This is a genomic window from Pantoea anthophila (genome assembly GCF_026104315.1).
In the GTDB taxonomy this organism is placed as follows: Bacteria; Pseudomonadota; Gammaproteobacteria; order Enterobacterales; family Enterobacteriaceae; genus Pantoea; species Pantoea anthophila.
Genome location: NZ_CP110473.1, coordinates 3,243,523 through 3,268,087 on the forward strand (window position 1 = coordinate 3,243,523; position 24,565 = coordinate 3,268,087).

The following is a 24,565-nucleotide window of genomic DNA, read 5'->3' on the forward strand; positions in this document are numbered from 1 at the left end:
TTAACGCACCTTCAGCGTGGCCAGGCCAATCAGCACCAGCATTAGCGAAATAATCCAGAAGCGCACAATCACGCGCGGTTCCGGCCAGCCTTTCAGTTCATAGTGGTGATGGATCGGCGCCATGCGGAAAATACGCTGACCGCGCAGCTTGAACGATCCCACCTGCAGGATCACCGACAGCGTCTCAACCACAAACACGCCGCCCATGATCACCAGTAAAAATTCCTGACGCAGTAACACCGCGATGGTTCCCAGCGCGCCGCCCAGTGCCAGCGAGCCCACATCCCCCATAAAGACCTGTGCCGGGTAGGTGTTGAACCATAGAAAGCCCAGCCCTGCCCCGACGATAGCGGTGCAGACAATCACCAGTTCACCGGCATGACGCAGGTAAGGGATATGCAGATATTCTGCGAATTTCACGTTACCCGTTGCCCAGGCAACCAGCGCGAAGCCGGCCGCTACAAAGACGGTCGGCATAATAGCCAGACCATCCAGGCCATCGGTCAGGTTGACCGCATTACCCGTTCCGACAATCACAAAGTAGGCCAGCAGCACATAAAAGAGGCCGAGCTGCGGCATGATGTCTTTGAAAAATGGCACCACCAGCTGGGTCGCCGGCGTATCTTTGCCTGCCGCATACAGCGCGAACGCCACGCCCAGTGAAATCACCGACATCCAGAAATATTTCCAGCGGGCGATGAGTCCCTTCGTGTCTTTACGTACGACTTTGCGGTAATCGTCGACAAAGCCGATGATGCCAAAGCCGATTAACACCACCAGCACACACCAGACATACGGATTCGACGGATAGGCCCACATCAGCACCGAAATGGTGATGGAGGTCAGGATCATGATGCCGCCCATGGTCGGCGTGCCGCGCTTGCTGAAGTGAGACTCCGGGCCGTCGTTGCGGACAACCTGACCGATCTGTAACTTCTGCAGCCAGGCGATCAGGCGCGGTCCCATCCAGAGCGAGATAAATAACGCGGTCAGCAGGCTGACAATGGCGCGAAACGTCAGATAGGAAAAGACGTTAAAACCGGAATATAAAGCGACCAGATGCTCGGCCAGCCAAACTAACATGTTCCTTTCTCCTGTAAGCTCTGTACTACCTGCTCCATGGCGGCACTACGCGAACCTTTTATCAAGACAGTAATTTCTGAGTGTTCGGACAACAGCTGGCGTAAACGTTCAGTCAGCGCCGTCTTATCGCTGAAATGTTCGCCAGCTTTGCTGCTTTCGCTGATGAAATGGCTGAATCTGCCGGTCGTCAGCACGCGATCAATGCCTGCGTCACGTGCCGCCTCGCCGACTTCGCGGTGACACTGTTCGGTCTCGTCGCCCAGCTCGGCCATATCCCCCGCCACCAGCACCCGATAGCCCGGCATCTCGGACAGAACCTGAACCGCTGCGGTCATTGAACCGACGTTAGCGTTGTAGCTGTCATCCAGCAGCAGCTGCTGCGCAGAGAGGCGCACCGGGAACAGACGGCCAGGCACCGACTGCAGGCTTTTCAGCCCCTGCTGAACGGCGCTCAGCGGCACGTCCACTGACAGGGCCAGCGCCGCAGCGGCCAGGGCATTAGCGATGTTATGGCGACCCGGCAGCGGCAGAACGATCTCCACTTCGCCACGCGGAGTCACCATGACAAAATGGGTGCCGTCCTGAGCAATGCGGATATCGCGGGCGGAGAAGTCGCACCCTGCCGCCTGCGGTGCAAAGCGCCACACGGTTTTATCCTGCAGATTCGCCTGCCACTTTGGCCAGTCATTGCTCTCGGCATTCAGAATCGCAATGCCGTGCGGCGGTAAGCCCTGAAAAATTTCGCCTTTGGCTTTGGCAACGCCCGCCAGTGAACCAAAGCCTTCCAGATGTGCTGCCGCCAGGTTGTTAACCAGCGCGCTCTCCGGCCGAACCAGATCGGTGGTATAGGCGATTTCGCCCTGATGATTCGCGCCCAGCTCGATCACCGCATACTGATGTTCAGGTGTCAGGCGCAGCAGCGTCATCGGGACGCCATAGTCGTTATTGAGATTACCGGCGGTATAGAGCGTTTCACCACACTGACGCAGAATCGCCGCGGTCATCTCTTTCACCGAGGTTTTCCCGGAAGAGCCGGTCAGCGCCACGACGCGGGCGGTCGACTGCTGGCGAACCCAGGCCCCCAGTCTGCCAAAGGCGAGACGGGTATCCTCAACGACCACCTGCGGTACAGCGACAGGTAAATGCTGACTGACCAGCAGCGCCTGTGCGCCATTCGCAATCGCATCGCCGACAAAGTCATGCGCATCAAAACGCTCACCCACCAGCGCGACAAACAGGCTGCCAGCCGTCACCTTGCGGGTATCTGTGGTGACCTCGTTCAGAGTGAGGTCGCTGCCGTAAAGCGTGCCGCCGGTGATCTGTGCCAGGGTCTGTAATGAAACCGGAATCATGCTGTGCCTCCCAGCAGAGCCGCGACCGTTGCACGGTCGGAGTAATCAAGCCGGTGTGTACCGATAATCTGATAATCTTCGTGGCCCTTGCCCGCGACCAGCACGATGTCGTCAGGCTGCGCCTGCATAATGGTGTTAGTCACCGCCTGCGCACGACCGGAGACCACACGGGCGCGGCCCGGGTCCAGCAAACCGGTCAGAATATCGTTGACGATGGCCTGCGGATCTTCGCTGCGCGGGTTGTCATCGGTAATCACCACCACATCGGCAAACTGCTCGGCAATCGCCCCCATTAACGGGCGTTTCCCTTTGTCACGATCGCCACCGCAGCCAAACAGGCACCACAGTTTTCCTGTGCAGTGCAGGCGTGCCGCTTCCAGCGCTTTTTCCAGCGCGTCTGGCGTGTGAGCGTAATCGACCACGACCGTGGGTTTACCTGCGGCACTGAACACTTCCATACGCCCGTTGACCGGCTGTAACCGGGGGGCGGCGTCGATCAGCGTCGCCAGCGGATAGTCGAGCGCCAGCAGGGTCGCCAGCGCCAGCATCAGATTGCTGACATTGAATGCGCCCATCAGCGGGCTGGCAATGTCGCCATTGCCCCAGCTGGAGCTGAAACGGATATGGGCGCCGTTGTCGTGGTACTCCACCGCGTCGGCTTTCAGCCAGCGGCCATGGCAACCCGGCTGGAGGTTATTCTCCATAGTGACCGCGACCGCATCCGGTAAGCGCGCGAGCCAGCGACGCCCCACTTCATCATCCGCGTTGAGGATCGCCTGACCGACCTGATGCTCAGAGAAGAGCAGCCATTTGGCGGACTCGTAGCTCTCCATGTCACCGTGATAGTCGAGGTGGTCGCGGCTGAGATTAGTGAAGACCGCAGCGGCAAACGGCAGCGCCGCGACGCGATGCTGAACCAGCCCGTGTGAAGAAACTTCCATAGCGGTCAGGGTCGCCCCTTTTTCAGCCAGATCGTGCAGCAGATGCTGTACGTCTACCGCAGAGCCGGTAGTATTTTCGGCGGCTGCCAGCTGGCCTACCAGGCCGTTGCCGACCGTGCCCATAACCGCGCTGGTTTCACCCAGCAGCATTGCCCACTGCGCCAGTAACTGCGTGGTGGTGGTTTTGCCGTTGGTGCCGGTCACGCCGATCAGCTTCTGTTTTTCACCTGGCTGCTGGTAAAAGCGTCCGGCTAATGCCGAAAGACGCTGATGCAGCTGCGCCAGATAGATAACCGGCACGCCGTGCATTTCACGGATTTCACCATCGGCGGCTTCGCCTTCGGCTTCCGCCACAACGGCAGCGACGCCCTGCGCAATCGCCTGCGGGATAAAGCGGCGTCCATCAACCTGATGGCCTGAAACAGCGACAAACAGATCGCCAGACGCCGCAAGGCGGCTGTCCAGGGTCATGTCACGCAGTGGGCGCGCCGGCGCGCCTGGCACCCAGGGGCCGAGTAAGTCGCGCAGGTTACGATCTGTCACTTGATTCCTCACTTCTGTTAGTCACCAGCTCGTTTCTGTCATTGGTCGGTAACGCATCCGGTTCAATGTTCATGGTGCGCAGTACGCCGCCCATGATGGCACCAAACACCGGAGCAGAAACCGCACCACCATAATATTTGCCGGCCTGGGGATCGTTGATCACCACCACCAGCGCGAACCGAGGATGACTGGCAGGTGCAACACCTGCGGTATAGGCGATGTATTTGTTGACGTAGCGACCATCCGGCCCGACTTTTTTCGCCGTACCGGTTTTTATCGCAATGCGATAGCCCTTGATGGCCGCTTTGACACCGCCGCCACCAGGCAGCGCCACGCTTTCCATCATATGCATCACGGTTTTCACCAGCGATTCATCGAAAACGCGCTCTCCCGCGACGGGCGGGTCGACTTTGGTAATCGACAGCGGGCGATTAATGCCATAGCTGCCAATGGTTGCGTAGACTCGCGCTAACTGTAACGGCGTTACCATTAGCCCGTAGCCGAAAGAGAAGGTGGCCCTCTCTATGTCAGACCACCGTTGTTTTTTAGGGTATAAGCCACTGCTTTCCCCGACCAGCCCCAAATTGGTCGGTTTGCCCAGTCCAAAACGCGAGTAAGTTTCTACCAGCGCTGAGGAGGGCATCGCTAACGCCAGACGTGAAACCCCGACGTTACTCGACTTCTGCAGAACCCCTGTCAGGGTCAATTCGTTGTAGCGCGCCACATCTTTGATCTCATGACCATTGACGCGGTACGGCACAGTATTCAGAACGCTGTTCTCTCTGACCACGCCGCGTTGCAGCGCCGTCATCACCACCATCGGCTTCACGGTTGAGCCAGGCTCGAAAATGTCGGTGATGGCGCGGTTGCGCATCAGATCTTTGGAGGTATTACTGAGATTGTTCGGGTTGTAAGCCGGGCTGTTAGCCATCGCCAGCACTTCACCGGTGTTCACATCCACCAGCACCGCCGTGCCCGACTCCGCTTTGTTGAACGCCACGGCGTTATTCAGTTCGCGGTAAACCAGCGCCTGCAGACGTTCATCAATGCTCAGGGTCAGGTTGTGGGCCGCCCGGCTGTCGACGGAAGAGATATCTTCGATGACCCGACCGTAACGGTCTTTACGCACTGTTCGTTCGCCCGGCGCACCGGTCAGCCACTTATCAAAGCTCTTCTCGATGCCTTCAATGCCCTGTCCGTCGATATTGGTAAAACCAATCAGATGGGAGGTGACCTGCCCGGCAGGATAGTAGCGGCGCGACTCTTCGCGCAGATGAATACCGGGAAGTTTGAGTTTTTTAACGTACTCGCCGATAGCCGGATTGACCTGGCGCGCCAGATAGACGAAGCGGCCTTTCGGGTTGGCGTTAACACGCGCCGCCAGCTGATCCAGCGGAATCGAAAGCGCATCGGAGAGCGCCTTCCAGCGGCTGTCCAGTGTGACGCCGCCGCCGGCGTGGAGCTCTTTGGGATCGGCCCAGATGGCATTTACCGGGACACTGACGGCGAGCGGGCGTCCGGCTCGATCGCTGATCATCCCGCGCGACGTCGGCACCGCCTGCACGCGTAGCGAGCGAAGATCGCCCTCTTTGACCAGCTTGCCTGGATTGATCACCTGCAGCCAGGCAACGCGTGACAGCAGTCCCCCCAGCGCCAGCAAAATACAGCCGCACAGCAACGCAAAACGCCAGCTTACAAAGCTGGCCTTATCTTCCGGTTTCTTTAACTTCAGCGTTCTGCCTGTACCGCTCATTCGCTATCTGAGGTCCTTATTTCTGCACCACGATATTTTCTTGTGAAGGATCAACGTGCTGCAGCTGCAGCTTCTCGGTGGCGATGCGTTCGACACGACTGTGATCGCCCAGCGCATTCTCTTCCAGAATCAGGTTGCGCCATTCGATATCCAGCGCGTCGCGCTCCAGTACCAGCTGTTCACGCTGTGCGGTTAACAGTCGGGTTTTATGGGTGGTGGTGACCACCAGCACGGCAGAAACCACCACAGCGATCAGCAACAGCACCGGGATCTTGCCCTTTCGCAGCAGATCCCCGCCGATGACGGCGGGCAGACTGTGACGCTCATTACCGATCATGCGTCGGTTTTCTCCGCAATACGTAATACCGAACTGCGCGCGCGCGGGTTCTCAGAAACTTCGGCATCGCCCGGCGACATTTTGCCGAGTAATTTCAGTTCACGACCGCCCAGGGCACGCAGCTGATGTTCCGTCATTGGCAGCCCGGCTGGGACCTGCGGCCCGCGACTCTGATCGCGCATAAAGCGTTTCACCAGCCGATCTTCCAGCGAGTGGAAGCTGATCACCGAAAGGCGCCCTTGTGGTGCCAGCACCTCAACTGCCCCTTTCAGCGCAATATCGATCTCTTCCAGTTCACTGTTAATCCAGATACGGATCGCCTGGAAACTGCGCGTCGCCGGATGCTTGAACTTATCTTTAACCGGCGTGGCAACGGCGATCACCTCAGCCAGCTCCCGTGTCCGGGTCATCGGCGCTTCGCGATTGCGCTCAACAATGGCGCGGGCGATACGTTTGGCGAACCGCTCTTCACCGTAGGTTTTCAGCACGAAAGCGATGTCTGCCTCTTCCGCCTGCAGTAACCACTCGGCGGCGGAGTGACCGCGCGAAGGATCCATACGCATATCCAGCGGTCCGTCACGCATAAACGAGAAGCCGCGCTCTGCGTCATCCAGCTGCGGTGAGGAAACCCCCAGATCCAGCAGGATGCCGTCAATTTTTCCGACCAAATCCCGCTCAGAGACATACTCTGCCAGGGCGGAAAAAGGGCCATGAATAATAGAGAAGCGGGGATCGGTAATCTCAGCGGCAGCGGCGATAGCTTGAGGGTCGCGATCGATGGCGATCAGTTGTCCCTTCTCTCCCAGTTGCGAAAGAATCAGACGTGAATGACCACCACGACCAAACGTGCCGTCGATGTAGATACCGTCTTCCCTGATATTGAGGCCGTTAACCGCCTCATCCAACAGCACGGTGGTATGTTTGAAATTTTCCTGCATAGCTATAGCGACAAGTCCTGCAACCGCTCAGATAAAGGCTCCTGAGCTGACTGTTCTGCGTCAATATCGTCCCTGACCTGTTGATACCAGGTCTGTTCATCCCACAGCTCAAACTTGTTGAACTGTCCGACCAGCATCACTTCTTTGGTTAATTTTGCGTGCTGCCGAAGCGTATTCGCCAGCAGCAGGCGTCCTGCATTATCCATCTGACATTCACTGGCATGTCCCAGCAACAGACGCTGCACACGGCGCTCAAGTGGATTCATACTGGATAAGCGGGCGAGCTTTTTTTCAATGATTTCCCATTCGGGCAGGGTATAAAGCAACAGGCATGGCTGGTGGAGGTCGATGGTACAGACCATCTGCCCCTGAGATTCCCCGATCAGCAAATCGCGATATCGCGTGGGTACGGCAAGCCGCCCTTTACTGTCGAGATTGACTAACGTTGCTCCGCGGAACATGCCAGTCTCTCCCCCTGGTCACCCGTTTGCACCACTTTATCCCACTTTTTACCACGAAACGAGTTTAAGGATTCGATGAAATCCTTGTCAAGCCGGAGCGGCAGTTGAATATCACTATTTACAGAGCGCCGAATTAATGGCTGCCGACGCCCTGATCGAATAAAAAGAGAAAGAAAAAATTAAACCAATGAATACCTGAATAAAAAAAGCGGGCGCGGAAAAAACGATTAAAAATGAAACAGCGTCACACGCTGAATATTTCTCGTGGTTTCTGAGACAGCGGCGGCATTTTAGGGGATTTCCGAAAGAAAGCCCAGCGGCTCAGGCCGGACAGGAAGGCGGCATTTGTTGAAGTTGTAAGCAGATAATAAAAATAACCCTTTCTGCTTTGTTAGAATTGATGAGCAGAATTTACGCTTTTTTACGTCGACCTGTTTATTTAATCAGTAATTCGGAAAAAATAAACGTGGCGGGCAGCGTAATACTGCCCTTCACTCATTTAACTCTTCGGCTTAATTGTCCGCGACGATATAAATTACGGCGGATACGGGTTAAACCGGGTTTAGGTTTTCTTGGCTCATCCAGCGAGGCTAAAACTAATTCCAGTACCCGTTCGGCGACGTCACGATGGCGTTGTCCTACGGCCAGCACCGGGCACTCAAGAAAGTCCAGTAATTCGTGGTCGCCAAAGGTGGCAATCGCCAGCTCGGTAGGCAGCCGGCCGTCTCGTTTCAGCGTGACATCCATGACGCCCTGCAGCAGCCCGAAAGAGGTGGTAAAAAGCGCCTCCGGCATCGGATGCTCTTCAAGATAACGCTCAAACAGCGCGGCGGCAGCGGTGCGTTCAAAGCTGTTGCAATAAATGTAATCTATCGGCCGCGGGTCATCTTTCCACGCATCACGGAATCCCATCTCACGCAGGAAGCTCACTGACAGCTCAGGCAGGGCGCCGAGGAACAGCACGTTTTTGACCTCAAGCTGACGCAGTTCAGCCGCCAGCGTATGGGCATCGTCCTGGTCGGCACCCACGACGCTGGTGAAATGTTCACGATCCAGCGCACGGTCTAACGCAATGATTGGCAGCGGATCGTTGACCCAGCGCTGATAAAAGGGATGCTCAGGCGGTAACGAGGTGGAGACGATGATCGCGTCGACCTGACGCTGTAGCAGATGCTCAATGCAGCGCATCTCGTTATCAGGCTGATCTTCTGAGCAGGCGATCAGCAGCTGATAGCCTCGCTGACGCGCCTGTCGTTCAAGATAATTTGCAATACGGGTGTAACTGGTATTCTCCAGATCGGGAATCACCAGCCCAATAGAGCGCGTTCGCCCGGCACGCAGCCCGGCGGCCACCGCATTGGGGTGATAATTATGTTCACGCACGACCGCCATCACTTTCTCAACGGTTTTGTCGCTGACACGATACTGCCGCGCTTTACCATTGATCACATAACTGGCCGTGGTGCGCGACACGCCTGCCAAACGCGCAATTTCATCCAGCTTCACGATAACCCCACCATCAAATCCGCTTTTACGGCAGAAATAGCCGCAGTTAAGCTATGGATAACTCATGGCTATCATCTAACAGCAGAAAAGTGCGCGGAGCAACCGCTTTTCTGAATGTAACCAGCCTGGCGCATAAAAAATAAAAAAACCCGGCATTTCGCCGGGTTAGGTGAGGTTCGATGGTGACGCAGCGTGATTAACGCATGATGCGATCGCCGCGTGATACGCCCACAATACCGGAGCGGGCCACTTCAACGATTTCGGCAACCTCACGCACGGAATTGAGAAACGCGTCCAGTTTGTCACTGGTGCCTGCCAGCTGAACCGTGTACAGCGTAGGCGTTACATCAATGATTTGACCGCGGAAGATCTCAGCGTTGCGCTTCACCTCTTCACGGCCATAGCCACTCGCCTGGATCTTCACCAGCATGATTTCGCGCTCTACGTAGGCACCCTGCCCCAGTTCGGTCACGCGCAGCACATCCACCAGCTTGTGCAGCTGCTTTTCGATCTGCTCCAGCACCTTCTGGTCGCCTACCGTCTGAATGGTCATCCGCGACAGGGTGGGATCGTCGGTAGGCGCAACGGTCAGGCTTTCGATGTTGTAGCCGCGCTGCGAAAAGAGACCGACGACACGGGATAATGCGCCAGATTCGTTCTCCAGCAGAACTGATAAAATGCGACGCATAGTTATGTCCTCTCCGTTTTGCTTAACCACATCTCATCCATGCTGCCGCCGCGAATCTGCATCGGGTAAACATGTTCGCTACCGTCCACGGCAACATCTACAAACACCAGACGCCCCTGTGCCAGTTTCTCCAGCGCCAGCGTCAGCTTCTCTTCCAGTTCAGCCGGATGCTCAATGGCGATCCCGACGTGGCCGTAGGCTTCAGCCAGACGCACAAAGTCAGGCAGTGACTCCATATAGGACTGCGAGTGGCGACCGGAGTAGATCATATCCTGCCACTGTTTCACCATGCCCAGAACCCGGTTATTCAGGCTCAGTACCAGCACCGGCAGATTGTACTGCAGTGCGGTTGAGAGCTCCTGAATGTTCATCTGGATACTGCCATCGCCCGTCACGCAGATAACGGTTTCGTCCGGCAGAGCCATCTTGACACCCAGCGCAGCGGGCAGGCCAAAGCCCATCGTGCCCAGCCCCCCGGAGTTGATCCAGCGACGCGGTTTATCAAACGGGTAATAGAGCGCAGCAAACATCTGATGCTGGCCCACATCGGACGTGACGTAGGCGTCGCCGTGGGTCAGACGGCTGATGGTTTCAATGACGGCCTGCGGCTTGATTTTGTCGCTGGTCCGATCAAACTCCAGGCACTGACGACTGCGCCAGCCCTCAATCGCGCTCCACCACGCCTGCAGACTCTCAGAGCGCGGCTCGCTGTCGTTTTGCGCCAGCAGCTCCAGCATCTGCTGCAGCACCTGCTTCGCATCACCCACGATCGGGATATCCGCCGCTACCGTTTTGGAGATAGAGGTCGGGTCGATATCAATGTGCATGATGGTGGCGTTGGGGCAATACTTCGCCAGATTATTGGTGGTGCGGTCGTCAAAGCGAACGCCGATACCAAAAATCAGATCGGTGTTGTGCATCGTCATGTTGGCTTCATAGGTGCCGTGCATGCCAAGCATCCCGACGCACTGACGATGCGTCCCAGGAAACGCGCCCAGTCCCATCAGCGACGTGGTGACCGGAATGTTCAGGCTTTCGGCCAGCTGTAACAGTTCTGCTTCACAGCCCGCGGTGATGGCACCGCCACCGGCATAAATCACCGGCTGTTTTGCGGCCAGCAGTGTCGTCAGCGCACGCTTAATCTGACCTTTATGGCCCTGGATGGTCGGATTGTAGGAGCGCATGCTGACAGCGTCCGGCCAGTGATAAGGGAGCTTATTGGCCGGGTTGAGAATATCTTTCGGCAGATCGATAACCACCGGTCCCGGACGTCCGCTGGCGGCAAGCCAGAACGCCTTTTTCAGCACGGTGGGGATCTCTTCGGTGCTTTTCACCAGAAAACTGTGCTTCACCACCGGCCGTGAAATGCCGACCATGTCGCACTCCTGAAAGGCATCATAGCCAATCAGCGAGGTAGGCACCTGGCCCGACAGAATCACCAGCGGAATAGAGTCCATATAGGCGGTGGCGATCCCGGTGATCGCATTGGTCGCGCCGGGGCCGGAAGTGACCAGCACGACCCCGACTTCACCCGTGGCGCGTGCGAGGCCGTCAGCCATATGCACCGCAGCCTGCTCATGGCGTACCAGAATGTGATCGATACCCCCGACGGTTTGCAGCGCATCATAGATATCTAATACCGCGCCACCCGGATAACCGAATACCTGCTTAACGCCCTGATCGATTAACGAACGGACGACCATTTCGGCTCCTGACAACATCTCCATCTTCTGCCTCCAGGCTTCAGGACCGGGCGCCATGAATAGGGCCTTTTGCACATATCGCGTCACGCCGGTGCCTGCTCTGCCAATCAAAATCTTATGTTTATGCACGACAGCGGAAACCTGTGCCGCTGTCCGGTTACAGAGAAATCTGTCGAGTTCATTGTTCTGAGAGTAGGTCGATTACCATAACCGCACTTCAGCGGGCAGGCAAACCGCAAAGCCGTGTAAATTAAATGGCAGGGACGTAAAGGCTCTGCCCGATAAGAATTGGCTGCGCGGATTAAACTAATTACGCCGCAGAACCGCAGAGGAAAATGCTGACTAAGAAATTATTTTTAGCGTGATCTAAGAAATAACGAAAACTTATTGTGTCCTGCCCCAGCCCACAATCGCCCCACCTTTTTATTTTCTGGGTTAATTAACCAGAAAATCGCTAAAGCGCATACGATTATGCTAAGCAAGCGGACATAAATTCTGCGTCACGCCTGAGAGGCGCAAAAATAAAAACATTAAATTTCAGATAGATAAAAGAATCCTTACGCTACAACAGCGTGCTTATCCTGCCTGACCGGCGCGGCACTCACTTCAGCGCTATTCATTACGCTGTCAGGCCGTAAAATAACAGACGATCTTCCTTTTACACGGTGGAGAATAACCCCGCACAGAAGGTTGACATCCCTGAGTGATTGCAGTACCAATATAGGCAGCACAACAATTTATAAGGTTTGAATCCATGTTTCGTTTTGCTCGCCTTCTCGGTCTACTACTAAACGCATACAGCTTGCGCGGTAGACTTGTGGGCGGAATCAAACACTGATTCAAACCTGCTGAAAGTTAAAAACCCGCGCCTGTCGCGGGTTTTTTTATGCTCGTTGCCAGGCCAGAAAATGCAAAAGGATGAATACGATGAGTCAGCAAGTCATTATTTTCGATACCACTCTGCGCGACGGTGAGCAGGCATTACAGGCCAGCCTGAGTGTGAAAGAAAAATTGCAGATTGCATTAGCGCTGGAGCGTATGGGCGTGGATGTCATGGAAGTGGGGTTCCCGGTCTCCTCACCTGGCGATTTTGAATCCGTACAGACCATCGCGCGCACCATTAAAAATAGTCGGGTCTGCGGTCTGGCCCGCTGTGTGGAGAAGGATATTGATGCGGCGTACGAATCACTGCGCGTTGCCGAAGCCTTCCGTATTCATACCTTCATTGCCACCTCACCGATGCATATCGCCACCAAACTGCGCAGCACGCTGCCCGAGGTGATTGAGCGCGCGGTTCACATGGTGAAACGTGCCCGCAACTACACCAATGACGTTGAATTCTCCTGTGAAGATGGCGGCCGTACCCCGATTGATGACCTGTGCCGGATGGTTGAAGCCGCAATTAATGCCGGTGCAAACACCATCAATATCCCGGACACCGTGGGTTATACCCTGCCAGGCGAATATGCTCACATCATCAGCCAGTTGATCAACCGCGTGCCTAACATCGACAAAGCGATTCTCTCTGTCCATACGCACGATGACCTGGGTATGGCGACCGGTAACGCCCTGGCGGCTGTCCAGGCGGGTGCACGTCAGGTTGAAGGCACGCTGAATGGTCTGGGTGAACGTGCCGGTAACTGTGCGCTGGAAGAGGTGATCATGGCGATCAAAACCCGCCAGCAGATCATGAATGTGCACACCAACATCAATCATCAGGAGATCTACCGCACCAGCCAGATGGTGAGCCAGATCTGCAATATGCCTATCCCGGCGAACAAGGCGGTGGTCGGCTCCAACGCCTTCGCCCACTCCTCCGGTATTCATCAGGATGGCGTGCTGAAGAATCGCGAAAACTATGAAATCCTGACGCCGGAGTCGATCGGCTTACACAAGATTCAGCTGAACCTGACCTCACGTTCTGGCCGCGCGGCGGTAAAACATCGTATGGAAGAGATGGGCTATGCAGAGCAGGATTACAATCTGGATGCCCTGTATGACGCCTTCCTGAAACTGGCTGACAAAAAAGGTCAGGTGTTCGACTACGACCTGGAAGCGCTGGCCTTCATCAATAAACAGAATGAAGAGCCGGAGCATTTTCAGCTGCATGAATTTAACGTTCAGACCGGTTCCGGCATCACCGCTACCGCCTCTGTCAAGCTGGGCTGCGGCGATGATGCCAAAGCGGATGCGGCCACCGGCAACGGCCCGGTTGACGCGGTCTATCAGGCCATTAACCGTATTACTCAGTTCGACGCGGAGTTGGTTAACTACAAACTGACCGCCAAAGGCCACGGCGAAAACGCGCTGGGTCAGGTCGACATTGTGGTGAGCTACAACGGCCGTAAGTTCCACGGCGTCGGTCTGGCGACCGATATCGTGGAATCGTCTGCCAAAGCGATGGTGAATGCGCTGAACAATATCTGGCGTGCCCGCCAGGTTGAACAGGAATTGCAACGCAAATTTAAAGATCAGAAGGAAACCGTATAACTATGTCCAGCTCTTCTCATATCGCAGTTTTACCCGGTGACGGCATTGGCCCGGAAGTGATGGCACAGGCAATGAAAGTGCTGGACGCCATTCGTCAGCGCTTTGATATGCAGATTACCACTCAGGAATATGCGGTCGGCGGCATCGCTATCGATCAGCACGGCGAACCCCTGCCTCCTGCGACCGTGGCGGGCTGCGAGCAGGCGGATGCGATCCTGTTTGGTTCGGTTGGCGGACCGAAGTGGGAACATTTGCCACCGGCCTCACAGCCGGAACGCGGTGCTCTGCTGCCCCTGCGCAAACACTTCAGACTGTTCAGTAACCTGCGCCCGGCGGCACTCTACAGCGGTCTGGAAGCTTTCTGCCCGCTGCGCGCCGACATCGCGGCGAAAGGCTTCGATATCCTGTGCGTGCGTGAACTGACCGGCGGCATCTATTTTGGTCAGCCTAAAGGACGCGAAGGCAGCGGCCCGGAAGAGCGGGCATTCGATACGGAGGTTTACCACCGCTTCGAGATCGAGCGCATCGCCCGTATCGCGTTTGAGTCTGCGCGTAAACGCCGCAATAAAGTGACCTCAGTAGATAAAGCCAACGTCCTGCAGACCTCAGTCATGTGGCGTGAAATCGTTAATGAGGTCGCTAAAGAGTATCCGGACGTACAGCTGAGCCACATCTATATCGACAATGCCACCATGCAGTTGATCAAAGATCCGTCACAGTTTGACGTGCTGCTCTGCTCCAACCTGTTCGGCGACATTCTCTCTGATGAGTGCGCCATGATCACCGGTTCGATGGGGATGCTGCCTTCCGCCAGCCTGAATGAAGCGGGCTTTGGCCTGTTTGAACCGGCAGGCGGCTCCGCACCGGATATCGCTGGACAGAATATTGCTAACCCGGTCGCGCAGATCCTGTCGCTGTCCCTGCTGTTACGCTACAGCCTGAATGCCGATGAGGCTGCCGACAGTATCGAACGCGCCATCAGTCGTGCGCTGGAACAGGGCTACCGCACTAAAGATTTAGCCGGTGATGGCCCAGCGGTCAGCACAGATGAGATGGGCAGCATCATTGCCCGCTTTATCGCCGAGGAAAAATAAAAAAATGAAAACCTTATACCAGAAGTTATTTGATGCACATGTCGTCCACGAAGCGCCGAATGAAACGCCATTACTCTATATCGATCGCCACCTGATCCATGAAGTCACCTCGCCACAGGCTTTTGATGGTCTGCGCGCGCATGGACGCAAGGTGCGTCAGCCGGGCAAAACCTTTGCCACCATGGACCACAACGTCTCTACTCAGACCAAAGACATCAATGCGTCGGGCGAGATGGCGCGAATTCAGATGCAGGAGCTGATGAAGAACTGCGCTGAATTTGGCGTACAGCTCTATGACCTGAACCACCCGTATCAGGGAATTGTGCACGTTATCGGCCCTGAGCAGGGCATGACGCTGCCAGGCATGACCATCGTGTGCGGTGACTCGCACACGGCGACGCACGGAGCCTTCGGCTCACTGGCCTTTGGTATCGGCACCTCCGAAGTAGAGCATGTGTTTGCCACCCAGACCCTGAAGCAGGGCCGGGCGAAAACCATGAAAATTGAGGTGTTGGGCCAGGCTTCAACCGGCATTACGGCAAAAGATATTGTCCTGGCGATCATCGGCAAAACCGGCAGCGCAGGCGGAACCGGCTATGTGGTTGAGTTCTGCGGTCCGGCCATTCAGGCGCTGAGCATGGAAGGTCGTATGACGCTGTGCAACATGGCGATTGAAATGGGCGCGAAAGCGGGCCTGGTGGCACCGGACGAGACCACCTTCAGCTACCTGAAAGGCCGCCAGTTCTCCCCACAGGGTGAGAAGTGGGAGCAGGCTGTAGAGTACTGGCGCACACTGAAGTCAGATGAAGGCGCGACCTATGATGCGGTGGTCACGCTGCATGCAGAAGAGATTGCGCCACAGGTCACCTGGGGCACCAACCCGGGTCAGGTGATCGCCGTTGATCAGGTGATCCCGAACCCGGCCTCATTCGCCGATCCGGTGGAGCGCGCCTCAGCGGAAAAAGCGCTGGCGTATATGAATCTGCAGCCGGGCATCCGACTGACCGACGTCGCGATTGATAAAGTCTTTATCGGCTCCTGCACCAACTCACGCATTGAGGATCTGCGTGCCGCCGCCGCTATCGCCAAAGGCCGCAAAGTTGCGCCGGGTGTGGTTGCGATGGTGGTGCCCGGTTCCGGTCCGGTAAAAGCACAGGCGGAAGCGGAAGGTCTGGATAAAATCTTCCTGGAAGCGGGCTTTGAGTGGCGTCTGCCAGGCTGCTCCATGTGTCTGGCGATGAATAATGACCGCCTCAACCCCGGCGAGCGTTGCGCGTCAACCAGCAACCGTAACTTTGAAGGTCGTCAGGGCCGCGGTGGACGAACCCATCTGGTCAGCCCGGCAATGGCCGCAGCGGCAGCCGTCACCGGCCACTTTGCCGACATCCGTGAACTGACGACAGGAGCATAAGTCATGGCGAATAAATTTACTCAGCACACCGGCATCGTTGCGCCGCTGGACGCCGCAAACGTCGATACCGACGCGATCATCCCTAAGCAGTTTTTGCAGAAGGTGACCCGCACCGGTTTTGGTCAGCACCTGTTCCATGACTGGCGCTTTGAAGATGACGCTGGCACGGTCCCTACCCCCAGCTTTGTGCTGAACAAGCCAGAGTTTAAAGGCACCAGCATTCTGCTGGCGCGCGAGAACTTTGGCTGTGGCTCCTCTCGTGAACACGCTCCGTGGGCGCTGACCGATTTCGGTTTTCACGTGGTGATTGCGCCAAGCTTCGCCGATATCTTCTACGGCAACAGCTTCAACAATCAGCTGCTGCCGGTGAAGTTAAGCGAAGAGGAAGTGGATGAGCTGTTCCGGCTGGTTGCGGCTCAGCCAGGCATCAGCTTTACGGTCGATCTGGAAGCTCAGACGGTGACCGCAGGCGATAAAGTCTACCCGTTTGAACTCGACAGCTTCCGTCGCCACTGCATGATCAACGGCCTCGACAGCATCGGTCTGACCCTGCAGCATGAAGCGTCAATTTCGCAGTATGAGCAGAATCAACCCGCCTTCCTGCGCTGATTGCGTTAAGACAGGGCTAATCTGACAGCAACAATTTAGCTTAACGCGCAGGGAACACGGTCAGAGGAGGAAAGCGTCCCGCGCCAGGGACAAAAACGTCGGGAGCGTTTTTGAACAACGCAATGCGTTGGCCCGTTTACGGGCGCACCTCATGGATGAGGTGCGTAATCGCGCGGGCCGAGCGGCCAGGGATTGGCTTAAGCGCCTTTCCGATCTGACCGTGTTCCCTGAGCAGGCTCGCTATCACAGCGACCGGTCCAGATTCCTCAATAGTTAAAAAAAGGGCGACATCCTGTCGCCCTTCTTCTTTATACGTCGCGCACCCGTGCCGACATCACCAGCGCCACAATCGCCAGCCCGAATGCCAGCCAGTAGACCGCCTCATGTCCCAGCCGCTCGCTCAGCGTACCCTGAATCACCCCGGCCAGAATCATGCCGGTTGAGATGGAGTTGGTGAACAGGGTGGTTGCGGCGCCAGGCCGTCCCGGCATCAGATCCTGGAACCACAACATCCCAATCCCGGCAATAATCCCGACAAACACCGCATTAAACAGCTGCAATACCATCAGTGACGTGCGGGAGTTAAACAGCACCAGCCCCAGATAAAACAGGACTCCGGCGGCCACCGCCACCAGCATTAACCGGCGCTTGCCCATGCGGCGGGCGTAATGCCCGGCCAGCAGCATCACCGGGATCTCCAGCCCGGCGGCCGTGCCCATCAGCAGACCCGCCAGCTTTTCCGGCAGGCCAAGCGTCGTACTGATATAGAGCGGCATATCAATGATATACATGGTATTGCAGGTCCACATCACCACCGAGGCGATAAACAGCAGGCGCACATCCCGGTCGCGCCAGCCGTTTAGCGGCAGACCGCCGCTTTGCAGCAGCGGCTGCGCACGGGGCACTGACGGCAGGGTAAACCAGACCAGCAGGATACAGATCAGAAACAGCGCGGCGGCCACCATAAACAGCGTGACAAAACCATAGTTCAGCGCCAGCGCAAATGAGAGCGGCGGCCCGATGACCCACGCCAGCGACAGCTGCGCGCGCATCACCGAACTGAACATGACCGCTTCACGCGCCGACTGATCGGCATATTCCCGTGCCAGCGCAAAGAGCTGAGGCATCGAAACGCTGGCGAGCGCCGACAGCAGCACACCCAGCGTAATCAGCGTCAGGTAGTGGCGACTGAAGGCAAACAGCAGCGCATTAACCAGCGCCATCAGGCAGCAGAACAGAATGATATTACGGCGGTCCCCCACGCTGTCCGAACGCTTCGCCACCAGCATGCTCACCAGGATACCGGCCACCGCATTGATGGTAAAAAACAGTCCGACCCAGAAAGGGCGGGCCTGCACTTCGCGCGTCAGAAACAGGCTCAGCGTCGGTGCCTGCAATGCGCCCGCCACGCCCAGCATGAACGAGGCGACCATAAAAGCGAGGTAAACCGGATTGATGCGGCGCTGCCGCGTTAACAGCGATTTCATAGCGAAATCCCTTAGAGGCTAAACAGAGAGGAAAAAAAGAAGGGTAGACCATACCGCGCACGATGAAAAAAGCCAGCAGAGATCCTCTGCTGGCGGTGTAAATGCACCCTACTCAGAAAAGCACTCCGCTGAACAGCGAAGTCAGGGTTGAACGCCATTCCAGACTGAATGCCTCCCGCTCTTCCCATAGCGCAAAGTTTGCTCTTAAAATGAGGCAGAAAAAACAGAGCGCTTTTCAGCAGGAGTTCCTCTTTTATGTCCTCGTCCCGTCTGAAGCAGCAATTCATTCGCCTGTGGCAGAGCTGCCAGGGCCAGTCGCAGGCCATTACGCTCAGCGAACTGGCTGACCTGCTGCACTGCTCGCGCCGCCACATGCGCAATCTGCTCAACCGGATGCAGGCGGCAGGCTGGCTGGTCTGGCAGGCAGAAGCGGGACGCGGCAGGCGGTCACATCTGACGTTCTGCTATACCGGGCTGGCTTTACAGCAGCAGCGTGCCGAAGATCTGCTGGAGCAGGATCGCATCGATCAGCTGGTCCAGCTGGTGGGCGATAAGGATCAGGTGCGGCAGATGATCAGTGCGCATCTCGGCCGCAGTTTCCGGCAGGGCAAGCATATCCTGCGGGTGCTCTACTATCGTCCCCTGCTCAATCTGCTGCCTGGCTCGCCGCTGCGGCGCTCTGAAACGCACATCGCCCGACAGATTTTTAATGGGCTGACGCGGATAAATGAGGAAAACGGGGAAATCGAGCCCGATATTGCGCATCACTGGCAGCAGACCTCCCCGCTTCACTGGCGCTTCTTTCTGCGTCCGGCCATTCGTTTTCATCACGGTCGGGAGCTGGAGATGGCGGATGTCATCGCCACCCTGGAGCGTCAGCGCCCTCATCCGCTCTTTTCCCACATTGCGGAGATCTCCTCACCCGCCCCCTGGACGCTGGATGTGCATCTGAGCCAGCCCGACGACGGCCTGCCCTGGCTGCTGGGCAGCGTCAGCGCGATGATCCTGCCGCGCGAGTGGCCGACGATTCAGGATTTTGCCCGCCAGCCAATCGGCACCGGCCCCTATCGGGTGATCCGCAATCATGAGAGCCAGCTGAAGATTGAAGCCTTTGATGATTACTTTGGCTTTCGCGCCCTGATCGATGATGTCTCTATCTGGGTGCTGCCCGACATCAGCGATGAGCTGGTCTATGCCGGTGTGCGCCTGCAGGGGGACGCTGCGGATGAGATTCAGGAGGAGAGCCGCCTTGAAGAGGGCTGCTACTATCTGCTGTTTGACCAGCGTTCAGAGCAGGGCCGCAATGAGGCAGTCAGGCGCTGGGTCAGTTATCTCTTTAACCCTATCGCCCTGCTCAACCACGCGGGCGTCGGCTATCAGCGATACTGGTTTCCGGCTTATGGCCTGCTGCCGCGCTGGCACCACCGCCGGGACCTGACCCCGGTCGAAAAGCCGCCCGGCCTGACCCATCTGACGCTGACCTGGTACAGTCAGCACGTGGAGCATGAGGGCATCGCCAATGCGCTGCGTCCCCTGCTGGCCCAACAGGGCGTCACGCTGGAAACCCGTGAGATCAGTTATGAAAGCTGGTATCAGGGCGACGCGGAGAGTGATATCTGGCTCGGCAGCGTCAACTTTACCCTGCCGCTGAACTGGTCGCTGTTCGCCCAGCTGTATGAGATCCCGCTGCTGCATCACTGCCTGCCGATTGACTGGCACAGTGACGCGGCCCGCTGGCGCGAGAAAACGCTGCCGCTGGCCGAGTGGAGCAAACAGCTGGTTGAAGAGGCGGGCCTGCATCCGCTGTTTCATCACTGGCTATTGCTTGAGGGCCAGCGCAGCATGCGTGGCGTGCGGATGAATACCCTGGGCTGGTTTGATTTTAAATCGGCCTGGTTTGCGCCGCCGGCACTGTGACGCTTTCGCCACGGCGCTGAAATGACTAGAATGTGACGTTCTCAACGGGGTGCCGCCTGCCACCAGCAAGCAGCTGAGAGAGACCCGTCGAACCTGATTCGGTTAATACCGACGTAGGGATTTGAGAGGCCGTTGTGCTCAGATCCTTTGCGACTCATCCCCTATTCTCCTGAAGGAGCGCAAAGTGTTAAACAAAGTTCTGCCGGTATTGCTGTTACTCTCCGCCCCCGTTCTGGCGGCTAAACCGGTCCTCACGGTCTACACCTACGACTCCTTCTCTGCCGACTGGGGCCCTGGCCCGGCGGTAAAAAAAGCCTTTGAGGCGCAGTGCAACTGTGAGCTGAAATTCGTCACGCTGGAAGATGGCGTCTCGCTGCTGAACCGCGTGCGGATGGAAGGCAAAAACAGCAAAGCGGATCTGGTGCTGGGGCTGGATAACAATCTGGTGCAGGCGGCGCAGAAAACCGGTCTGTTTGCTGAAAGTCAGGTCGACACCGCAAAACTTACCCTGCCTGGCGGCTGGCACGACACCACCTTTGTGCCGTTTGACTATGGCTACTTCGCCTTTGTCTATGACAAAACCCGGCTGAAAAACCCGCCCAGGAGCCTGAAAGAGCTGGTCGACAGCCCGGAAAAGTGGCGGGTGATCTACGAAGATCCCCGCACCAGTACCCCCGGCTTAGGCCTGCTGCTGTGGATGCAGAAGGTCTACGGCGACCAGGCTCCGCAGGCGTGGCAGAAGCTGGCGCAGAAAACCGTAACGGTGACCAAAGGCTGGAGCGAAGCCTATGGCCTGTTCCTGAAGGGCGAAGGCGATCTGGTGCTGAGTTACACCACCTCTCCGGCTTACCACATCATCGAAGAGAAAAAAGAGAACTACGCCGCCGCCCCGTTTGCCGAAGGACACTATCTGCAGGTGGAAGTGGCCGCACAGTTAGCCAGCAGTAAACAGCCTGCGCTGGCACAGCAGTTCATGCAGTTTATGGTCTCGCCTGCGTTCCAGCGCACCATTCCCACCGGCAACTGGATGTACCCGGTGATCGATACGCCGCTGCCTGCCGGTTTTGCCAGCCTGACGGTGCCGTCCACCGCCCTGCAGTTCTCGCCTGAAGAGGTGGCTACACAGCGTTCAGGCTGGATCAGCCAGTGGCAACGCGCCGTCAGCCGCTGATGCCGCGCTGGCTGATCCCCGGCTCGCTCGCCACGCTGCTGCTAACCGGCGTGGCGCTGCTGGCCTTTGGCGCACTCTGGATGGCCGCGCCAGGCCTGGAGTGGCGCAGCGTGCTGCAGGATGCGTATCTGCGGCACGTAATCGGCTTCTCTTTCGGTCAGGCGCTGCTCTCCGCCCTGCTCTCCCTGCTGCCTGCGGTGCCGCTGGCGCGGGCGCTCTATCGACGCCGTTTTCCCGGCCGCCAGCTGCTGCTGCGTCTCTGTGCCATGACCCTGGTCCTGCCGGTACTGGTGGCGGTGTTTGGTCTGTTAACCGTCTATGGCCGCGTTGGCTGGCTGGCGCAACTCTGTCAGCTGCTGGGCATCGGTTATCACTTCTCACCCTATGGTCTGCCGGGCATTTTGCTGGCGCACGTCTTCTTTAATCTGCCGCTGGCGACGCGTCTGATGCTGCAGGCGCTGGAGAGCATTCCGGCCGAGCAGCGTCAGCTCGCCGCGCAGCTCGACCTGCGCGGCTGGCACCATTTTCGCCTGCTGGAGTGGCCGTGGCTGCGGCGTCAGTTGCTGCCGACCGGCGCGCTGATCTTTATGCTCTGCTTTGCCAGCTTTGCCACCGTGCTGTCACTGGGGGGCGGGCCGCAGGCTACCACGCTCGAACTGGCGATTTTCCAGGCGCTGAGTTATGACTACGATCCGGGCCGTGCCGCGCTGCTGGCGCTGATTCAGCTCGGCTGCTGCCTGACGCTGGTGCTGCTCAGCCAGCGCTTCAGTAAGGCGATCCCCGCCGGCACCCGTCAGCTGAAGGGCTGGCGCGATCCGCAGGATTCGTGGGGCGCACAGCTCAGCGATGCGCTGCTCATCCTGCTGGCGTTGCTCCTGCTACTGCCTCCGCTGGCGGCGGTGATTGTGGAGGGTCTGCATGGCGGAGTGCGCGGTGCGCTGGCTCAGCCTGCTCTCTGGCGGGCAACCCTGACCTCATTACGCATCGCCACCGGGGCCGGATTAATCTGCGTGGTGCTGACCATGATGCTGCTCTGGAGCAGCCGCGAGCTGCGTCTGCGCCAGCATCTGGCGGCGGCCACGCTTATCGACACCAGCGGAATGCTGATTCTGGCGATGCCGGGCATTGTGCTCGCCACCGGCTTTTTCCTGCTGTTCAACGCCACCATCGGCCTCCCCGACTCCGCCGAAGGGCTGGTGATGTTTACCAATGCGCTGATTGCCATTCCCTATGCGCTGAAAGTGCTGGAAAACCCGATGCGCGACACCGCAGAGCGTTACGGCAGACTCTGCCATTCACTGGATATTCAGGGCTGGAACCGGCTGCGGCTGATCGAGTTGCGGGCGCTGAAACGTCCGCTGGCCCAGGCGCTGGCCTTTGCCTGCGTGCTGTCGATTGGTGATTTTGGCGTGGTGGCGCTGTTTGGCAGCGCCGACTTCCGCACGCTGCCGTTCTATCTCTATCAGCAGATAGGCGCCTATCGTGGCGCTGATGGTGCGGTCACCGCCCTGCTGCTGCTGCTGCTCTGCTTATTGCTGTTCACGCTAATGGAAAAATTACCGGGCCGCCATGCTGACTCTTGATAACCTTACCTATCTCTACCAGCATCTGCCGATGCGCTTCAGCTTCAGGGCCACACGCGGTGAACGCATCGCGATTCTCGGCCCCAGCGGCGCGGGTAAAAGCACCCTGCTGAGCCTGATTGCCGGTTTTCTGCCGGTGAATCAGGGCACCCTGCTGATTGACGGTCAGGAGCACACCCACACTGTCCCGGCCCGACGACCGGTCTCCATGCTGTTTCAGGAGAACAACCTGTTTCCGCACCTCAGCGTGCAGCAGAACATGGCGCTGGGGCTGCACCCGGGGCTACGACTCAGCGCGGAACAGCAGCGGCAGCTGACTGCGCTGGCTGAACAGGTGGGATTAGGCGATCTGCTGTCACGCCTGCCAGGCGAACTGTCGGGCGGCCAGCGCCAGCGCGTGGCGCTGGCCCGTTGCCTGTTGCGTGACCGTCCGGTACTGCTGCTGGATGAGCCCTTTTCCGCGCTGGACCCCGCCCTGCGCGGCGAAATGCTTCAGCTGGTGCGTTCGGTGTGTGAGGCGCGCAGCATCACGCTGCTGATGGTGTCACACAGTCTGGAAGATGCGCAGCAGATCGCGCCGCGCAGCGTGGTCATTGTGGATGGCCGGGTTTACTGGGATGGCGAAACCCGACAGCTGCTGTCGGGCGACACGCGGGAGGCCGACGTACTCGGCATCCCGCGTCGTTAGCGGCTCAGGCGATGAAAACCTGCCACAGCAGATGGCGGAAAACCGGCATCATCGGATGGAACTGGATCGCGACAAACGCCGCCACGGCGATCGCCAGCCCCAGCGGGCCAGCCCAGCGCAGGCGCGCCGGGGGCAGCCAGGCGGTGGCCCAGTCACGGCTTTTGCCACTGCGCCACCAGCGCCAGCCTAACCAGCCGCCAAGCCAGATCAGCAGCGCTGCGCCGAGTAACAGCCATTTAAAGCTGCCGCCCTGCGCCGCTTTTGGCACGTCAATCGCCACCCCGGCCAGAATGCCGGGCAGCAGATAGATCGGTGGCCAGAGAAGACAGCCGATGAGATTAGGCGGCAGAAATTTACGTACCGGCAGCTCCAGCATACCGGCCGCCAGCGGGATTAGCGGCCGCGTGGGGCCGACAAAACGTCCGACCAGGATGGTAAACATACTGTGCTGATGCAGGGCATGCTCGGTTTTATCCAGCAGGCCTTTGTACTTTTGCAGATACTTCCAGCGGTGCAGCGGCCCCTGGAATTTCCAGCCGATACCGTAGGAAACCCAGTCACCGATCAGGCAGCCCGCAAAGCCCGCCGCCCAGGCAGGATAAAGGCCAAGCTCGCCACTGCCGACCAGCGCGCCCAGGCTGGCCATCATCACCGTACCTGGCAGCAACAGCCCGACCAGCGCCAGCGACTCCAGAAACGTCACCAGCGCAACGGCAAACAGCGCCCACTCCAGGGACTGCGTAATCAGTTGTTGAATCCAGGCTTCCATAGTGGTCCTTAGTCAAAGCAGAAGGCTGGATTGTCCAGAGC

At 57.8% G+C, this 24,565-nt stretch carries 21 protein-coding genes and 1 riboswitch; of the genes, 9 read left to right on the top strand and 12 right to left on the bottom strand.

Translation table 11 applies throughout. The annotated features are described in order from the left end of the window. The 10 genes from mraY to ilvI all read right to left on the bottom strand — a co-directional run bounded on the left by mraY (position 1) and on the right by ilvI (position 11,329). Positions 1–1,083, bottom strand: coding sequence for a phospho-N-acetylmuramoyl-pentapeptide-transferase (gene mraY, locus OJ965_RS17740; RefSeq protein WP_009092141.1), 1,083 nt, complete (start codon positions 1,081–1,083; stop codon positions 1–3). After that, positions 1,077–2,435, bottom strand: coding sequence for a UDP-N-acetylmuramoyl-tripeptide--D-alanyl-D-alanine ligase (gene murF / locus OJ965_RS17745; RefSeq protein WP_265137216.1), 1,359 nt, complete (start codon positions 2,433–2,435; stop codon positions 1,077–1,079). The genes mraY and murF overlap by 7 nt, the downstream gene beginning before the upstream one ends. Beyond that, entirely contained in the window at positions 2,432–3,919 is a 1,488-nt protein-coding gene (gene murE / locus OJ965_RS17750) for a UDP-N-acetylmuramoyl-L-alanyl-D-glutamate--2,6-diaminopimelate ligase (RefSeq protein ID WP_046101208.1), read from the bottom strand. The genes murF and murE overlap by 4 nt, the downstream gene beginning before the upstream one ends. Next, positions 3,906–5,672, bottom strand: coding sequence for a peptidoglycan glycosyltransferase FtsI (locus tag OJ965_RS17755; protein ID WP_009092146.1), 1,767 nt, complete (start codon positions 5,670–5,672; stop codon positions 3,906–3,908). The genes murE and OJ965_RS17755 overlap by 14 nt, the downstream gene beginning before the upstream one ends. Positions 5,673–5,688: 16 nt before the next feature. Then, complete coding sequence (ftsL, locus tag OJ965_RS17760; protein WP_003854764.1) at positions 5,689–6,009, bottom strand: cell division protein FtsL; 321 nt, start codon at positions 6,007–6,009, stop codon at positions 5,689–5,691. Continuing rightward, on the bottom strand, positions 6,006–6,947 hold the full coding sequence (gene rsmH, locus OJ965_RS17765; protein ID WP_009092147.1) for a 16S rRNA (cytosine(1402)-N(4))-methyltransferase RsmH: 942 nt from the start codon (positions 6,945–6,947) through the stop codon (positions 6,006–6,008). The genes ftsL and rsmH overlap by 4 nt, the downstream gene beginning before the upstream one ends. Before the next feature lie 2 nt (positions 6,948–6,949). Beyond that, on the bottom strand, positions 6,950–7,408 hold the full coding sequence (mraZ, locus tag OJ965_RS17770) for a division/cell wall cluster transcriptional repressor MraZ (RefSeq protein ID WP_009092149.1): 459 nt from the start codon (positions 7,406–7,408) through the stop codon (positions 6,950–6,952). A 495-nt stretch (positions 7,409–7,903) separates the two neighbouring features. Next, the gene (gene cra, locus OJ965_RS17775) at positions 7,904–8,914 is read right to left on the bottom strand and encodes a catabolite repressor/activator (RefSeq protein ID WP_009092150.1); all 1,011 of its coding nucleotides are present in this window, start codon (positions 8,912–8,914) and stop codon (positions 7,904–7,906) included. Positions 8,915–9,110: 196 nt separating this feature from the next. Further along, positions 9,111–9,602 carry an acetolactate synthase small subunit gene (ilvN, locus tag OJ965_RS17780; protein ID WP_009092152.1) on the bottom strand — a complete coding sequence of 164 codons (492 nt, stop codon included), beginning with the start codon at positions 9,600–9,602 and terminating at the stop codon, positions 9,111–9,113. A 2-nt stretch (positions 9,603–9,604) separates the two neighbouring features. Next, the gene (gene ilvI / locus OJ965_RS17785; protein WP_009092154.1) at positions 9,605–11,329 is read right to left on the bottom strand and encodes an acetolactate synthase 3 large subunit; all 1,725 of its coding nucleotides are present in this window, start codon (positions 11,327–11,329) and stop codon (positions 9,605–9,607) included. A gap of 730 nt (positions 11,330–12,059) precedes the next feature. On the opposite strand from ilvI, the gene leuL reads away from it, so the two are divergent. The 5 genes from leuL to leuD all read left to right on the top strand — a co-directional run bounded on the left by leuL (position 12,060) and on the right by leuD (position 16,909). Beyond that, positions 12,060–12,143 (top strand): leu operon leader peptide, encoded by an 84-nt coding sequence (gene leuL / locus OJ965_RS21345; protein ID WP_111208305.1) that lies wholly within the window; start codon positions 12,060–12,062, stop codon positions 12,141–12,143. A gap of 89 nt (positions 12,144–12,232) precedes the next feature. Beyond that, the gene (gene leuA / locus OJ965_RS17790) at positions 12,233–13,795 is read left to right on the top strand and encodes a 2-isopropylmalate synthase (RefSeq protein WP_046101207.1); all 1,563 of its coding nucleotides are present in this window, start codon (positions 12,233–12,235) and stop codon (positions 13,793–13,795) included. A gap of 2 nt (positions 13,796–13,797) precedes the next feature. Next, on the top strand, positions 13,798–14,889 hold the full coding sequence (leuB, locus tag OJ965_RS17795) for a 3-isopropylmalate dehydrogenase (RefSeq protein WP_009092158.1): 1,092 nt from the start codon (positions 13,798–13,800) through the stop codon (positions 14,887–14,889). A 4-nt stretch (positions 14,890–14,893) separates the two neighbouring features. Further along, positions 14,894–16,300: a 3-isopropylmalate dehydratase large subunit gene (gene leuC, locus OJ965_RS17800; protein ID WP_009092161.1), complete on the top strand. Its 1,407-nt coding sequence runs from the start codon at positions 14,894–14,896 to the stop codon at positions 16,298–16,300. A gap of 3 nt (positions 16,301–16,303) precedes the next feature. Beyond that, a complete protein-coding gene (leuD, locus tag OJ965_RS17805; RefSeq protein WP_009092163.1) occupies positions 16,304–16,909 on the top strand; it encodes a 3-isopropylmalate dehydratase small subunit in 606 nt (201 codons plus the stop codon). A gap of 308 nt (positions 16,910–17,217) precedes the next feature. Here the strand turns inward: leuD and OJ965_RS17810 are convergent, their stop codons facing one another. Further along, entirely contained in the window at positions 17,218–18,396 is a 1,179-nt protein-coding gene (locus OJ965_RS17810; protein WP_265137231.1) for an MFS transporter, read from the bottom strand. Positions 18,397–18,651: 255 nt separating this feature from the next. Between OJ965_RS17810 and sgrR the strand changes: the two genes are divergently transcribed. From sgrR to thiQ, 4 genes are all read left to right on the top strand, one after another. Continuing rightward, complete coding sequence (sgrR, locus tag OJ965_RS17815) at positions 18,652–20,313, top strand: HTH-type transcriptional regulator SgrR (RefSeq protein WP_140028854.1); 1,662 nt, start codon at positions 18,652–18,654, stop codon at positions 20,311–20,313. Between the two features lie 35 nt (positions 20,314–20,348). Beyond that, a riboswitch (TPP riboswitch) is annotated at positions 20,349–20,451 on the top strand. A gap of 46 nt (positions 20,452–20,497) precedes the next feature. Further along, positions 20,498–21,484 carry a thiamine ABC transporter substrate binding subunit gene (thiB, locus tag OJ965_RS17820; protein WP_058957740.1) on the top strand — a complete coding sequence of 329 codons (987 nt, stop codon included), beginning with the start codon at positions 20,498–20,500 and terminating at the stop codon, positions 21,482–21,484. Then, positions 21,460–23,067, top strand: coding sequence for a thiamine/thiamine pyrophosphate ABC transporter permease ThiP (gene thiP, locus OJ965_RS17825; protein ID WP_265137232.1), 1,608 nt, complete (start codon positions 21,460–21,462; stop codon positions 23,065–23,067). Before thiB ends, thiP begins: the two co-directional genes overlap by 25 nt. After that, positions 23,054–23,755 (top strand): thiamine ABC transporter ATP-binding protein ThiQ, encoded by a 702-nt coding sequence (thiQ, locus tag OJ965_RS17830; protein WP_009092175.1) that lies wholly within the window; start codon positions 23,054–23,056, stop codon positions 23,753–23,755. Before thiP ends, thiQ begins: the two co-directional genes overlap by 14 nt. A gap of 4 nt (positions 23,756–23,759) precedes the next feature. On the opposite strand, the gene OJ965_RS17835 is transcribed toward thiQ, so the two are convergent. Then, on the bottom strand, positions 23,760–24,524 hold the full coding sequence (locus tag OJ965_RS17835; RefSeq protein WP_009092177.1) for a DedA family protein: 765 nt from the start codon (positions 24,522–24,524) through the stop codon (positions 23,760–23,762). Positions 24,525–24,565: the final 41 nt, after the last annotated feature.

What these genes read in the sequence shown, in the direction of transcription:
- mraY (WP_009092141.1), bottom strand. Translation starts at nt 1,083, where the DNA reads ATGTTAGTTTGGCTGGCCGAGCATCTGGTCGCTTTATATTCCGGTTTT.
- murF (WP_265137216.1), bottom strand. Translation starts at nt 2,435, where the DNA reads ATGATTCCGGTTTCATTACAGACCCTGGCACAGATCACCGGCGGCACG.
- OJ965_RS17755 (WP_009092146.1), bottom strand. Translation starts at nt 5,672, where the DNA reads ATGAGCGGTACAGGCAGAACGCTGAAGTTAAAGAAACCGGAAGATAAG.
- ftsL (WP_003854764.1), bottom strand. Translation starts at nt 6,009, where the DNA reads ATGATCGGTAATGAGCGTCACAGTCTGCCCGCCGTCATCGGCGGGGAT.
- rsmH (WP_009092147.1), bottom strand. Translation starts at nt 6,947, where the DNA reads ATGCAGGAAAATTTCAAACATACCACCGTGCTGTTGGATGAGGCGGTT.
- mraZ (WP_009092149.1), bottom strand. Translation starts at nt 7,408, where the DNA reads ATGTTCCGCGGAGCAACGTTAGTCAATCTCGACAGTAAAGGGCGGCTT.
- ilvN (WP_009092152.1), bottom strand. Translation starts at nt 9,602, where the DNA reads ATGCGTCGCATTTTATCAGTTCTGCTGGAGAACGAATCTGGCGCATTA.
- ilvI (WP_009092154.1), bottom strand. Translation starts at nt 11,329, where the DNA reads ATGGAGATGTTGTCAGGAGCCGAAATGGTCGTCCGTTCGTTAATCGAT.
- leuL (WP_111208305.1), top strand. Translation starts at nt 12,060, where the DNA reads ATGTTTCGTTTTGCTCGCCTTCTCGGTCTACTACTAAACGCATACAGC.
- leuA (WP_046101207.1), top strand. Translation starts at nt 12,233, where the DNA reads ATGAGTCAGCAAGTCATTATTTTCGATACCACTCTGCGCGACGGTGAG.
- leuB (WP_009092158.1), top strand. Translation starts at nt 13,798, where the DNA reads ATGTCCAGCTCTTCTCATATCGCAGTTTTACCCGGTGACGGCATTGGC.
- leuC (WP_009092161.1), top strand. Translation starts at nt 14,894, where the DNA reads ATGAAAACCTTATACCAGAAGTTATTTGATGCACATGTCGTCCACGAA.
- leuD (WP_009092163.1), top strand. Translation starts at nt 16,304, where the DNA reads ATGGCGAATAAATTTACTCAGCACACCGGCATCGTTGCGCCGCTGGAC.
- OJ965_RS17810 (WP_265137231.1), bottom strand. Translation starts at nt 18,396, where the DNA reads ATGAAATCGCTGTTAACGCGGCAGCGCCGCATCAATCCGGTTTACCTC.
- sgrR (WP_140028854.1), top strand. Translation starts at nt 18,652, where the DNA reads ATGTCCTCGTCCCGTCTGAAGCAGCAATTCATTCGCCTGTGGCAGAGC.
- thiQ (WP_009092175.1), top strand. Translation starts at nt 23,054, where the DNA reads ATGCTGACTCTTGATAACCTTACCTATCTCTACCAGCATCTGCCGATG.
- OJ965_RS17835 (WP_009092177.1), bottom strand. Translation starts at nt 24,524, where the DNA reads ATGGAAGCCTGGATTCAACAACTGATTACGCAGTCCCTGGAGTGGGCG.